Annotated in this window: 12 protein-coding genes; 9 read left to right on the top strand and 3 right to left on the bottom strand. The window is 59.1% G+C overall.

Annotated features, from left to right (window positions below; all coding sequences use genetic code 11):
* Window positions 1-108: 108 nt before the first annotated feature.
* The 3 genes from BTN45_RS19950 (at window position 109) to BTN45_RS19940 (ending at window position 3,855) form a co-directional block, all read left to right on the top strand.
* Window positions 109-1,776, top strand: a complete 1,668-nt coding sequence (locus tag BTN45_RS19950; RefSeq protein ID WP_207590705.1) for a phosphoethanolamine--lipid A transferase — start codon at window positions 109-111, stop codon at window positions 1,774-1,776.
* 66 nt (window positions 1,777-1,842) lie between these two features.
* On the top strand, window positions 1,843-2,496 hold the full coding sequence (locus tag BTN45_RS19945) for a response regulator transcription factor (RefSeq protein WP_004437591.1): 654 nt from the start codon (window positions 1,843-1,845) through the stop codon (window positions 2,494-2,496).
* Window positions 2,497-2,517: 21 nt separating this feature from the next.
* The gene (locus BTN45_RS19940) at window positions 2,518-3,855 is read left to right on the top strand and encodes a HAMP domain-containing sensor histidine kinase (protein ID WP_022563406.1); all 1,338 of its coding nucleotides are present in this window, start codon (window positions 2,518-2,520) and stop codon (window positions 3,853-3,855) included.
* Between the two features lie 62 nt (window positions 3,856-3,917).
* On the opposite strand, the gene BTN45_RS19935 is transcribed toward BTN45_RS19940, so the two are convergent.
* Window positions 3,918-5,222 carry an MFS transporter gene (locus BTN45_RS19935; RefSeq protein ID WP_006698138.1) on the bottom strand — a complete coding sequence of 435 codons (1,305 nt, stop codon included), beginning with the start codon at window positions 5,220-5,222 and terminating at the stop codon, window positions 3,918-3,920.
* Window positions 5,223-5,514: 292 nt separating this feature from the next.
* On the opposite strand from BTN45_RS19935, the gene BTN45_RS19930 reads away from it, so the two are divergent.
* The 5 genes from BTN45_RS19930 (at window position 5,515) to BTN45_RS19910 (ending at window position 10,987) form a co-directional block, all read left to right on the top strand.
* On the top strand, window positions 5,515-6,624 hold the full coding sequence (locus tag BTN45_RS19930) for an RHE_PE00001 family protein (RefSeq protein ID WP_207590704.1): 1,110 nt from the start codon (window positions 5,515-5,517) through the stop codon (window positions 6,622-6,624).
* 248 nt (window positions 6,625-6,872) lie between these two features.
* Window positions 6,873-7,103 (top strand): helix-turn-helix transcriptional regulator, encoded by a 231-nt coding sequence (locus BTN45_RS19925; RefSeq protein WP_004437583.1) that lies wholly within the window; start codon window positions 6,873-6,875, stop codon window positions 7,101-7,103.
* 231 nt (window positions 7,104-7,334) lie between these two features.
* A complete protein-coding gene (locus BTN45_RS19920) occupies window positions 7,335-8,585 on the top strand; it encodes an adenylate/guanylate cyclase domain-containing protein (protein WP_060942213.1) in 1,251 nt (416 codons plus the stop codon).
* Window positions 8,586-8,819: 234 nt separating this feature from the next.
* A complete protein-coding gene (gene iolG, locus BTN45_RS19915; RefSeq protein WP_207590701.1) occupies window positions 8,820-9,812 on the top strand; it encodes an inositol 2-dehydrogenase in 993 nt (330 codons plus the stop codon).
* Window positions 9,813-10,105: 293 nt separating this feature from the next.
* Window positions 10,106-10,987 (top strand): DMT family transporter, encoded by an 882-nt coding sequence (locus BTN45_RS19910; RefSeq protein ID WP_044459498.1) that lies wholly within the window; start codon window positions 10,106-10,108, stop codon window positions 10,985-10,987.
* A 23-nt stretch (window positions 10,988-11,010) separates the two neighbouring features.
* Here the strand turns inward: BTN45_RS19910 and BTN45_RS19905 are convergent, their stop codons facing one another.
* Together BTN45_RS19905 and rocF are read right to left on the bottom strand one after the other, a co-directional pair.
* The gene (locus BTN45_RS19905; protein WP_207590699.1) at window positions 11,011-12,066 is read right to left on the bottom strand and encodes an ornithine cyclodeaminase; all 1,056 of its coding nucleotides are present in this window, start codon (window positions 12,064-12,066) and stop codon (window positions 11,011-11,013) included.
* Between the two features lie 13 nt (window positions 12,067-12,079).
* Window positions 12,080-13,000, bottom strand: coding sequence for an arginase (rocF, locus tag BTN45_RS19900; protein ID WP_072495012.1), 921 nt, complete (start codon window positions 12,998-13,000; stop codon window positions 12,080-12,082).
* Between the two features lie 130 nt (window positions 13,001-13,130).
* Between rocF and BTN45_RS19895 the strand changes: the two genes are divergently transcribed.
* Window positions 13,131-13,568, top strand: coding sequence for an Lrp/AsnC family transcriptional regulator (locus BTN45_RS19895; RefSeq protein ID WP_137069749.1), 438 nt, complete (start codon window positions 13,131-13,133; stop codon window positions 13,566-13,568).
* Window positions 13,569-13,570 lie beyond the last annotated feature (2 nt).

The following is a 13,570-nucleotide window of genomic DNA, read 5'->3' as shown; positions in this document are numbered from 1 at the left end:
AGGTTGATGTCAGCAAAATCCTGCATGCGCCATTGACCGGCCCATGCGGCAAACCGGAAAGGGGCGTTTGCGCTCGCTTGTCATTGCCGCCGGCCTATCGAAAATTTGGTGGATCTGGCAGTGGCTCTTTTTACCGCGAAAGCGACGGGAACAACAACTTATCGTCCGGAAATCGGCAGCGTGGCGCTGAGCCTGCTAACGGCGGCTTATCTTCTGTTTTTCACGAACCGGACATTCTGGTCGAAGGTTCATACCTATCTTTCCGCCTATCCGGTCGCCATCGTCGCGCTCTATGTTGCCATGATCGCCTTTTTCGGCGCGCTCATCACGATTTTCTCCGCCAAATATCTCCTCAGGCCGTTTCTGATCGTCCTGATCTTCGCGGCGGCGGCGGCGTCCTGGTTCATGGATCGCTACGGTATCGTCATCGACAGCGACATGATCCGCAACGCCATGGAGACGACGCAGGCGGAAGCGGGCAATCTGATCACGCCCGGCTTTCTCTGGCATATGGCGATTTACGGGCTGGTGCCGTCTCTCTTCGTCGTCGCCGTCCGCATCCGGCACCGGCCGATCCTCGACAAGCTTCTGTGGAACACGATCAGCATCCTGGTCTGCCTTGCCATAACCGGCATCATCAGCTTCGCCAACTCCAAGACCTTCACCACCGCCATTCGCCAGCACAAGGATATCGTCAAGAGCGTCAATCCGTTGTCACCGATCATGTCGACGGTGCATTATTTCACGCAGGCCGGCAAGGAAGTCGATATTCAAGTCAGCCCAATCGGCAAGGACGCCAAAGTCCTGCCCGCATTGGGTAACGTGCATAAGCCACGCATTACCGTCATCGTTGCGGGCGAAACTGCCCGCGCGGCGAATTTTTCGCTGAATGGCTACGGGCGGGAAACCAATCCGGAGCTCAAGAAGCGCGATGTGGTCTATTTCCCCAGCACAACGAGCTGTGGCACCGCGACGGCGATTTCCATTCCCTGCATGTTCTCGCAATTCACACGCTCGCAATATAGCCACAAGAAGGCGCTTGCGAATGAAAATGTCATGGATGTCCTCGTCCATGCAGGGGTCAGCGCGACCTGGCTGGACAATAATACCGGCAGCAAGGACGTCGCCGACCGTATCCCCTATTTCGACCTGCCTTCCACCAATGACAGCCGCTTCTGCACCGGCGGGGAATGCCGCGACGACATCTTTTTCGACAAGCTCGATGCCTGGCTCGATAACGTCAAGAAGGATAGTGTCATCGTGCTGCACCAGATGGGCAGCCATGGTCCGACCTACTACCTGCGTTACACCGACGAGTTCCGCAAGTTCACGCCGGACTGCCGCACCGCCGAGCTTGGCAATTGCAGCGACGCCGAAATCGTCAACTCCTACGACAACACGCTTCTTTATACCGACCACTTCCTCTCGACCGTGATCGACAAGCTGAAGGCGCGTTCCGACAAGCTGGCAACAGGCATGATCTACGCCTCGGACCACGGCGAGTCACTTGGGGAAAACGGCGTCTACCTGCATGGCGCGCCCTATCTCCTCGCGCCCGACCAGCAGACCCATGTGCCGTTTCTCGTGTGGTTCGATGACGATTTTGCCAAATCCATGGGACTGGACAAGGCCTGCCTTGCGAAAAGCGCGGCAGAGGGCGGGCGCTCGCACGACAATTATTTCCACAGCATCCTTGGAATGATGAACGTCTCCACCTCGGTCTACGATCCCTCGCTCGATGTCTTCAGCGGCTGTACCCAACGCCGGACGAGCTGAACAGACAGTGCTTGACGCTTATCCGGAGAACAAGATACGCAAGACGACGCGATAGAGGGAGCTGTCTTGCGGGTTCTGCTTGTTGAAGACGATCATGTGCTGGGGGAGGCGCTGCGGGACCATGTGGCCGCGGCGGGTCACGCTGTCGACTGGTTCAAGACGCTGGGCGACGCCATGGCGGCGACGCTGACGATGGGTTACGGCCTGATCCTGCTCGACATGCGACTGCCTGACGGCGAGGGCATCACCCTTCTGCAAAGCCTGCGCAAGCGCGACGACGCCACGCCGGTCATCATTCTGACGGCGCATGACCAGGTCTCCGACCGGATTGCCGGGCTCAATGCCGGCGCGGACGATTATCTGGTCAAGCCTTTCGATCTCAACGAACTTTCAGCACGCATGCTGGCGGTCTCGCGTCGTTACGAGGGGCGTTCCGCCCCCGTCATCCGCCTGCCCGGCATCGAGATCAACCAGGTAGCGCGCAACATCACGGTCGATGGCACGGCGCAGACGCTCAGCGCCCGCGAATGGGCCGTGCTGGAGAAACTGGTCGAGCATCCCGGCGCAGTCGTCTCGAAAGCGCAGCTGCACGATACCCTGTACGAATTCGGCGCGGAAATAGAGAGCAACACGGTCGAAGTCTATATCAGCCGGCTGCGCAAGAAAATCGGCCATGACCGCGTCGAGACGGTGCGTGGCGTTGGCTACACGATCAAATAGACGAACCCCAGGCAGATACAGATGGCCAGACCGACCAGCATGACCCGCAAACTCGTGATGGCGCTGACCAGCGTTGTCGCCATATCATGGCTTCTCGCCTGCGGTTTGGGCGTCATGGTGATGCAGGACGAGTTCGCTGAGATTTTCGATGCCGGTCTCGAGGAAACCGCGGAAAGACTGCTGCCGCTTCTGCTCGACGACCTGCGTGAGAACAATACCGCCCCGGCCTCGCAGAAACTCAACCAGTCGGCGGAGGGAGCGGAATATCTGACCTATCAGGTTCGCGACCGAGAAGGCCAGGTTGTGCTGCATTCACATGACAGTTCGACGGAGCCTTTCGAAGTCTCTCTCGACCCCGGTTTTTCAGAAACATCGTCGCAGCGCATCTTCACGGTCGCCTCACCCGACGGCAACTATTTCCTGCAGGTCGCCGATGCATTCGCAAATCGCCGCGAAGCGATCGTGGAGGCAGGCACCGCGCTGGTGTTGCCCGTGCTCATTCTCATTCCTGCCAGCATTTTTGCGGTCATCCTCGTCGTGCGGCGAACGCTTCAGCCGGTGCAAACCTTACGCGACGAAATCGGCAAGAAGGACGGCGGCAATCTCGCGCCGCTTGCAACTCAACCCTTCCCGCCGGAACTGCACCCCATTGCGCGATCGGTCAACCTGCTGCTTGGGCGGCTGCGCTCGACAATCGAGGCGGAGCGGGAATTCACCGCCAATAGCGCCCATGAATTGCGAACCCCGATTGCCGGTGCGCTGGCGCAGGCGCAGCGGCTGCACGCCGATATCCCCCCGGAGCTTGCGCCACGCGTTGAAAACATCGAAAAATCCCTGCAGCACCTCGCCCACCTCGCCGAGAAACTGCTTCAGATGTCCCGGGCTGAAGCCAGGATCGGGCTCACGGATAAGACAAGCGATCTCATCCCCGTGCTCGAACTCGTTATCGACGATATGAGCAGGACGGCGATAGGGGCGTCTCGCATCCGCTTCACCAATCGCTGTGAAGGCGCCCTGTCCGGCAGGATCGGTCCGGATGCCTTCGGTATCATCATCCGCAACCTTCTCGAAAATGCGTTGATTCACAGCCCGCCGAAAAGCCCCGTGCAGGTGATTGCGGAAACAGATGGCGCGATCCGCGTCGTAAATGCCGGGCCGACCGTCGATCCGGTGTTGTTGCCCAAGCTGACGACACGTTTCACCAGAGGCCATTCTACGGCTGACGGCACCGGGCTCGGTCTGGCTATCGTCAAAAGCCTGGTGGAACAGACCGGCGGAAAACTGGTGCTTTCCTCTCCCGCAGAAGGTCAGCAGGACGGTTTTGAAGCCCGCGTGATCATTCCCAGCGAAGCCGCCTGAACGCAAAAAAGAAAAAGCCCCGCCGGGAGGACGGGGCTTTGCTGGTTTTTGGTGTAAGCCGATCAGTCTTCGTGGATATGGCTGTGGTCGCGCGTGTCGCGCATCTTCACGTAAACCACCAGCGACAACGCGATCATGATCGTCACATACCAGAAGAACCAGTTCTCGTGGCCGATCTGCTTGAACTTCAAGGCTACGAATTCCGCCGTTCCGCCGAATATGGTGTTTGCCAGCGCATAAGGTAACGCCACGCCGAGCGCGCGAATATGGGCCGGGAACATTTCCGCCTTCACCACCGCATTGATCGAGGTATAGCCGGTGACGATCAGCAGGCCGATCAGCACGAGGCCGAAAGCCATGATCGGATCGGTTGTGGTCGAAAGCGTGCTGAAAATGACATAGGTGAACAGCGTTCCCAGGATGCCGAAGCCCACCATCAGCGGTTTACGGCCGATCTTGTCCGACAGCGCACCGGCAAGCGGCTGACACAGCATGAAGACAAAAAGCGCCGCCGTGGTAATTTCCGTGGCGCTTTCCTTGCTGAAGCCCGAGGTGTTGACGAGGAACTTCTGCAGATAGGTGGTGTAGGCGTAAAAGGCGAGCGTGCCGCCTGATGTGAGCGCCATGACCATCAGCGCTTCCCTTGGATAGTGCTTGAACAGCGCCCATCCGCTGGACTTCGGTTTGTCGGCAGCGCCGGTCTTGGCATTTTCGAAGGACTGCGTCTCGACAAGGCCGCGGCGGATATAAAACACCGCAATCGCCAGAAGGCCGCCAATGAAGAAGGGAATGCGCCAGCCCCAGGAGCCGAGCTGTTCCGGCGTCAGGACCCGCTGCAGCACCAGAAGCACCGCCAGCGCCAGAAGCTGGCCGGAAATCAGCGTCACATACTGGAAGCTGGAGAAAAAACCACGGCGGTTCTTGCCGGCCATTTCGCTGAGGTAAGTCGCGCTTGCGCCATATTCGCCGCCGACGCTGATGCCCTGCAGCAGCCTTGCAAATACCAGAATGGCGGGGGCGGCAATGCCAATCGTTTCGTGGCCGGGCGTAATCGCGATCAGCAGCGAACCGAGACACATCAAGGTGACGGACAGGGTCAGACCCGCCTTGCGGCCCTTGCGGTCTGCATAGGTGCCCATGAACCAGGCCCCGATGGGCCGCATCAGAAATCCGACGGCAAAAACGGCAGCGGCACTCAAGAGTTCGGCCGTCTGATTGCCCGAGGGGAAGAACACCGGCGCGAAATAAAGGGTGAAAGCCGAATAGACATACCAGTCGTACCATTCGACGAGATTACCCGCCGATCCGCCGATAATGGATTTCAAACGGGTTTTCTGGTCCGGCGCGGCGGCGGGACCATTTGCCATAATATTCACGGGTTGACTCCAATTCATCTTCGTCTGGAGATGGAAGGGCGAACGGAAGGTGTGATAATTTGTCGCTCCTGTCGAGGGTATATACCCGCCATGCTGCGATGCGCAAGTTTATACCGCGTTGCAATATTGCCGAAAAAGCAGCCGTGGCGTCTGAAAGACTTCCTCCTCCCCGGCATTTTCGCCACCCGTTTTTATCACGATTGCTGGGCAGAAACCATCAAAGGAAAACTGGACGACCTTGAAGCGCCTTGTAAGCCGCGCTTGCTCAAACTAAAATATATCAATGATTTACGACATATCCGACATCCAGCTCGAAAAGCTCCTCATCGCCGCCGCCCGCGCGGGCGAAGCGCTGGCGCGGCTGGACGAGCGGATAAGCAGATCGCCGATGAAACAGGGCTTCATCGAAAGGCAGGATTTCACCGACGTCATCTCCTCCATGTGGGTGGACGGCGAACTCGTGCACATGGAAGACCTCGTGTTGCATGACGCCCATATGGATGTGCGTGCGCCAAGCCATGAAATGACGGCGGCACACCGAATCCTCCGCTCGCGGCGGCTGATCTTTGCCAATGCGGCCGGCTGGGCTTTCACTGCACCGGGTCTTTCCCGGCTGCGCGGCAGGGCGTCGCCCGCCGCCGAAGAGATGCTGCCCGCACGGCAGACCGTCGATCAGCCTGCGGGTGAGGAGGCACATGAGGCTGAGACATCGCTGGACGGCGCTTTTTCCGAACTCGACGCCCTTCTGGCGCGAAGCGCAGCCACGCTCGATGCGATCACCACGGGAAACGCGCTTCCGTCGATGCACAGGGAGGAAAGCCATGCGCTCATCAACGAGCCTGACTGGGACGAAGACGAACGGCTGAAAGAATGGTGGGACGTGCAGTCGCGGACGGAGGAACTGCCGGCAATTCTGCGCACCGCCATCCTGCTTGATTCCTGGAACATGATAGAGGTGCTCCAGCGCAGCCCCTGGCTTGGGCGGCTTCTGGCCTCGGCTTTTCTGCGCGATGGCGCCGTCACGCCCGATCACCTGCCGGCCCTGAGCGCCGGTCTTCGTGCCATCCCAAGGGAGCGGCGGCACGCCAGAAACCAGACACAGCGCATCCTCGCGCTTCTCGACAGTTTTTATGAGGCGGCGCTGGCAAGCATGAAGGAACACGACCGGCTGAGCCACGCGCGGGAGCGGATGATGCGCAAGTTGGTCGGCCGCCGTTCCTCATCGCGATTGCCCGAACTCGTCGAGCTGGTCGTCTCCCGCCCCGTGGTCTCGGCAGCCATGATCGTGAAGGAACTCGGCACCACGCCACAGGGCGCAATCGGCCTCGCCAACCAGCTGGAATTGCGGGAGGTCACCGGTCGCGGCCGTTTCCGCGCCTGGGGCATGCTGTAGCAGCCCTTTGCAGACGATCCGGAAAGTAAAAAGGATCGTTTCCCAGCCGCTTTCGCATGGAAACGTGCCTCATCAATTCGGCGATCACGAATCTTAACAAAATTTAACTATTGCGTAGGTCAACGAAGCGGCTATGTTCCTCGCTGCGTTGCAACACCGATTTCTTCTCCGGCAACGCGGTCGCATTCGGCCCGGCAACTTTTCTCTGCCGCCCGCATTTAAGTGTCCATCATCAGGGAGATGCAATAATGACAATTTCAGTTTCACAACCCGATTCCGATCACGAAACCGATGCTCCTTTCGCCAAAAAGGTCCTGGCAGCGCGTAATCTTGCCGGCTATACGATCGAGCAGCTTGCCGTGACCTGTGGCCTCACCACGAGCGAAATACGTGCCCTGGAAGACGGCACGGACAGCGATCCCCTGCGCATCCGGCGTGTTGCCGCCGCGCTGCATATTCCGGTCGAAACCGTTATCTGATCTTTCATATCGATCACGAAAAATCTCAGCGCCGCCGGGAAGATGTTCCCGGGAACATCGAGGCGGCGCGCGCAGCCCGGAGGCTGCCGATTCTTTCGGAACATTTTCCGCATCCGCTCCCTTAACATTTTCGTTATCCGGCACCACATGCAATTCGCGAGCGGGGACGTTCAGCGACATTCGACATGTATCCCGCCCGCCGAGAGCAGCAACAACCTCCGGAATCCTGCCATGACATTTACGCTCGACACCGAAGAACGGGTTTCTTCAGCATTGGCTGAATTGTGGCCGGCGGAGAAAACCGAGACTCTCGACTGGCTGGTCACCGGCACCAAGGACGAACGCTTCATCGACGAAATCTTCGTGGAGCTTTGCAACCGCTTGCGGGCAAGCGGAATTTCGGTGGCGCGCGGCGTTCTGGCTTTCCGTATCCGCCATCCGCAATGGCTGGGCGCGCGGATTTTATGGAAAGCCGGCATGTCCGAAGCCGAGATCGTCACTTATGGCTACGGCTCGGAAAACACCCCCGAATATCTCAACAGCCCGATCAGGGACATTCACCAGGGCGCCAGCGAAATCCGTCATCGCCTGAACGTCGACGCCATCGACGAAGCAGGTTACACGATCTATGAGGAGCTGCGGTCGGAAGGGCTGACGGATTATTGCGCCTGGCCTATTGAGCACACGTTCGGCAAACGCCACGTCGCATCGTTTTCCAGCGATCGCCCCGGCGGCTTTTCCGACGAAGAGATCGTCGCGCTGAAAAACCTCCTGCCCGCGCTCGCGCTGGTGAGCGAGATACGCCTGAAGAACAGGATGACACGCACCCTTCTGGAAACCTATGTGGGACCACATGCGGGCGAAAAGATCCTCAACGGCGCCACGACACGCGGCAGCGGCATGACGGTGGGAGCAGCAATCCTGATCTGCGACCTGCGCAATTTCACCCATATTTCCGATCTATGGCCGCGTGACGATGTGATCGAGCTTCTGAACGGTTATTTCGACGCCATGTGTGATCCGATCGAGGAATTTGGCGGGGAAATCCTGAAATTCATGGGCGACGGGCTGCTGGCGATCTTCCCGCTCAGCAACCCGGATGCTTGCGGAAACCTCCTGAAGGCCATTGCCAGGGCGCAACGGAGCCTGATCGCACTTAACGAGATCAACCGGCAAAAAGGCCATGACCCCTTGGGTTATGGCATCGGCGTTCACGTCGGCGATGTCATGTACGGCAATATCGGCTCGAAAACCCGGCTCGATTTCACCGTCATCGGACCCGCCGTCAACATCGCATCGCGGCTTGAGACGCTGACCAAGGAAACAGGGCGCAACGTTCTCTTCTCCGAAGAATTCGTGCGCATGGCTGGCAACGGGACCGGGTTCGAAAGTCTGGGCCCTTGGCTGTTGCGCGGCCTCGAAACCCCGGTCGAAGTTTACGCTCTTCCGCAAAATCCCGCATCGGCGCCCGTCGCCGCCTGATGGGTTGCGCCTGCTGCCCGGCTTGTAACGGCGCATTTTAAGCCGAACGGCATCTCCCCGACACCCTCCGTAGCCGTGATTTCGGCTGCCCTGCGTGACGCGTCAAATCGCTTGACACGCCATGCCTGTCGATCTAGCAAAATGGAACATATATTCTATATCGAAACATTGTTTGCATTCATATTCTGCCTCTCCGGGAGTGACGGGCGGACGTGTGAAGGAACCGGAGGAAAAATGGTTACGAAATTGGCCCTGCTTGGCGCCGGGCGGATCGGCAAGGTCCATGCAAAGGCGATCACCACCGACAGCCGCGCGCAGCTGGTGGCTGTCGTGGACGCCATGGCCGGCGCTGCGGAAGCAATCGCGCGGGAGGCCCACTGCAAGGTCAGCACGATCGGGGAGGTTCTGGCCGACGAAACCATCGACGCGGTCATCATCTGCACGCCGACCAACACCCATGCGGATCTGATCGAGCGTTTCGCCCGCGCCGGCAAGGCGATCTTCTGCGAAAAGCCCGTTGATCTCGATGTTGCCCGCGCGGAAGCCTGCGCCAAGGTGGTGGAAGAGACCGGTGCGAAGGTCATGCTCGGTTTCAACAGGCGTTTCGACCCGCATTTTCAGGCTGTTCACAAGGCGATCGACGACGGCCGCATCGGCAAGGTCGAAATGGTGACAATCACCAGTCGCGATCCCGGCCCGCCCCCGGCCGAATATATCAAGGTTTCCGGCGGCATTTTCCGCGACATGACCATTCATGATTTCGACATGGCCCGTTTCCTGCTCGGTGAGGAAGTGGAAAGTGTGTTCGCCACCGGCTCCGTTCTGGTCAATCCGGAGATCGGCGCACTCGGTGATTTCGACAGCGCCAGCATCATTCTGACGACGAAAAGAGGCAGGCAGGCGATTATTTCAAACTCTCGCCGCGCGACCTATGGTTACGACCAGCGCATCGAGGTACACGGTTCGCTCGGTTCGGCAGCGGCAGAAAACCAGCGCCCGGTTTCCATCGAAATCGCCAATGCGGATGGTTACACCCGGCCACCGCTGCATGATTTCTTCATGACGCGTTACACGGCAGCCTATGCTGCGGAAATCACTGCTTTCATTGACAGCATTGAAAATAACACCGCGCCCTCTCCTTCCATCAAGGACGGTTTGATCGCGCTGAAGCTCGCCGATGCGGCGCTGAAATCCGCAACGTCGAAAACGGTCGTGACGATCGCCTGAGGTAGCGGCCGTAGCGCCGCGCGTCTTGCCGAACTCTCTGTCCGCCGCGCAATTGTCGACGGCGGACAGCCGTGCCTTTCCCAAGGCCTCGCCAGCGGGCATATCGGGCACATCGTCCAGATCCCACATTGATCCGCGGCGCTCAAATCCACAACAGGCTGCTTCCGGGCTTGCATGGCTGCTATTCGGAAAATAAGGTTGTCTGACAAGGTGCGGCCATAACATATGGCCATATCCATCTCATTCACGCCGAATCCTTTTTTTGCCGGCAAACTCCGGACAGCGGTTTTTCCATGCCATCAGCCAAGACCGGTTTTCTTTATGCGCTTGTCGCCTTCACGATCTTTGCGGCGCAGGATGGCATATCGAAACATCTGGGCAGCGCCTACCCACCGGTCTTCGTCGCCATGTTGCGCTATTGGGCCTTTGCCGTTTTCGTTCTGCTGATGGCGGCAAAGTCTTCAGGCGGCATTCGCGGTGCCGCCATCGCCAATCGCCCCTGGCTGCAGATCAGCCGTGGTGTCCTCCTTGCCGTACAGATCGTCTTTTCGATTTTCTCCTTCGCAATCGTCGGCCTTGCCCACAGCCATTCCATCATCGCTTCCGCCCCGCTCATCGTCGCGGCGCTTTCCGTACCGCTGCTGGGAGAAAAAGTGGGCTGGCGGCGTTGGTGCGCTATTTTTGTCGGTTTCATCGGCGTTCTCGTTATTCTCAAACCCGATGGCGAAGGTTTCGACAAGAGCCTGCTGATCACCTTCGTCGCCGCATTCATGCTGGCGCTTTATGGTGTGCTGACGCGGCTCGGCAGCCGGAGCGATACGGCCATGACAAGCTTCTTTTATACCGGCGTGGCGGGCGCGGCCGCCCTGACGCTGGTTGGCCCGTTTTATTGGGTCAGTCTGGCGCCCCATGACTGGGGATGGATGCTGGCCCTGTGCATTACCGGCATGAGCGGCCATTACTGCCTGATTAAAGCCTTCGAACTGTCGGACGCGGCTTCCGTGCAGCCTTTTTCCTATTACCAGCTCGTGCTCGTCTCCATCATCGGCGTCACCATCTATGGCGAGGTCGTGACTTCCAATATGGTGATCGGCGCGGCCATCGTCATAGCAGCAGGTCTTTTCACCATCTGGCGGGAACACATGACCGCAAGGAAGGGTCGCCGGCAAGGCTGATATGCTTGCCGGCCGGAGCCGGCCTAGACGAGAGCCGCCTCGCAGCGCAGCAGCATCCCGAAAAGATCCCGCGGCTCATCCGGGTCCGCCAGCAGGTCCAACTCCGTATAGAGCCCGGTGGACGGCAGTTTTGAGCGTACATAACGCAGCGCCGAAAAATCCTCAGTCGCGAAACCCACGCTGTCGAACAATGTGATCTGCCTGTCGTTTGCCCGGCCTTGCTGTTCACCCGTTATGACCCGCCACAGCTCGGTAACGGGGTAATCCGGCGGCAATTGCTGAATTTCGCCCTCAATACGCGTCTGCGGCGGATATTCGACAAAAATGTCGGATCGCAACAGAATATCCCGGTGCAATTCCGTCTTGCCGGGACAATCCCCGCCAACAGCGTTGATGTGGATGCCGGGGCCGACCATGTTGTCAGTCAGGATCGTCGCATATTGCTTGTCGGCAGTGACCGTCGTGACGATATCCGCGCCTTCCACCACTTCTTCCGCGCTGTCGCAGATCTTGATGGCAAAGCCCTGCCCGGCGAGATTGCGGGCGCATTTCTCGCTGGCGGAGCGGTCGATGTCAAACAGCCGCAACGTATCGATGCCGAGAATGGCCTTGAACGCCCGCGCCTGGAATTCGCTCTGTGCGCCATTGCCGATAATGGCCATGGAACGGGCGTTTTGGCGGGCGAGATATTTCGCCGCGACGGCGGAGGTGGCGGCAGTGCGCAGCGCGGTCAGGATCGTCATTTCGGTCAGAAGCAGCGGATAACCATTGCCCACATCGGAAAGCACGCCGAAGGCCGTCACGGTCTGGCGGCCCTCCTTCATGTTCTTCGGGTGGCCGTTGACATATTTGAAGCCGTAAAGCGTGCCGTCGCTGGTCGGCATCAGCTCGATGACACCCTCCATCGAATGGGAGGCGATGCGCGGGGTCTTGTCGAAGCTTTGCCAGCGACGGAAATCCTCCTCCACCACATCGGCGAGCTCACGCAGGAACGTGTCGATGCCCACCTTGAGCACCAGCTTCATCATGTGATCGACGCTGACGAAAGGCACGATATTGAGGTTTGGTATCACGGTCATCACATCACCCCTTTCAGCCGGCCCGCGTCGGGCGGTCCATGACCCGCTTGCCCATCAGGCTGGTGGCAAGATCCACCATCAGCGTCGCGGTCCTGCCGCGCTCATCGAGAAACGGATTGAGTTCCACGAGATCGAGGCTGCAGACCAGCCCGCTGTCATGCAGCATCTCCATGACAAGATGGGCTTCGCGGAATGTCGCGCCGCCCGGAACCGTGGTGCCGACAGCCGGCGCGATGGACGGCTCCAGAAAATCGACATCGAGGCTGACATGCAAAAGCCCGTTTGCCGCCTGAACCCGCGCCAGGAATTCACGCAGCAGCACGGCAACGCCATGCTCGTCAATCGAACGCATGTCGTGAACGGTGATGCCGCTTTTTTCCAGAGCGGCCCTCTCGGCAGGGTCGACGCTGCGGATGCCGATCATGCCGATATTCTCTTCGGGAACAGCATGGGAAAGCGGCGGGAAATAACCGGAAAAACCGTCACGCCCGCTGAAATAGGCGACCGGCGTGCCATGCAAATTGCCGCTGCGTGTGGTTTCAAGGGTATGATAATCTGTATGAGCATCGAGCCAGAGGACGAAGAATGGCCGACCCGTCTCAGCCACGCGGCGCGCCATGCCGGCAACCGTCCCCGCCGAAATCGCATGGTCGCCGCCGAGGAAGATCGGCACGGCGTCCGCGCTTTCGCGATAGGCCGCTTCCGTCAGCGCCTCTGTCCAGGCCACTGTTTCGGAAAGATGGTGTACGGCAGGATTCGGATGGCAAAATTCCCGAAGCGGCGCGGGCATCACATTGCCCGTATCCACCACCCGATGCCCCAGCTCTTCGAGGGCATGGGCAAGCCCCGCGACGCGATAGGCGCTCGGCCCCATTTCGCATCCCAATTGCCCGGCCCCGATCTGCAACGGCGCACCAACAAGCCTGATATCCATTCCCGTCCTCATTTTCCCTACCGATAACTCCACTAGACCACGGAGACATGGCAGAACGAACATCAAAGATTGGCAATATTATCGAAATAAGCTACCGTTTTGGTAAAATCATTTTATCGAAATGGCAGGTATGGACAAACTCGACGAACGCCTCATCACCCTTCTGCGGCATAATGGCCGGCGCAGCATCTCCGACCTGGCCGTGGAGACTGAAACCTCGCGCGCGACGGTTCGCTCGCGCATCGAAAGAATGGAAAATGACGGTACGATCATCGGTTATACCGTTATCCTGCGCGCCGACGCCGTGGAGGCCGCAATCCGCGGCATCATGATGATCGAGATTGAAGGCTATGTGACGGACCGCGTTATCCGCACGCTCGGCGGCTTTCCGGAAATCTCCGAAATCCACACCACCAACGGCCGCTGGGATCTGATCGTGGAACTGAATGCAGCAACACTTAGCGATTTCGACGCCGTGCTCCGCCGCATCCGCCTCGTGCCCGGGATTACCGGCAGCGAGACCAGCCTGCTGCTCTCCACCCCGCGCTCCACCCGCGCAAGGCTTTGACA

It is taken from the genome of Rhizobium sp. ZX09, from assembly GCF_017357485.1.
Lineage (GTDB): Bacteria > Pseudomonadota > Alphaproteobacteria > Rhizobiales > Rhizobiaceae > Agrobacterium > Agrobacterium pusense.
This window is presented reverse-complemented; position numbering and strand designations above follow the sequence as displayed.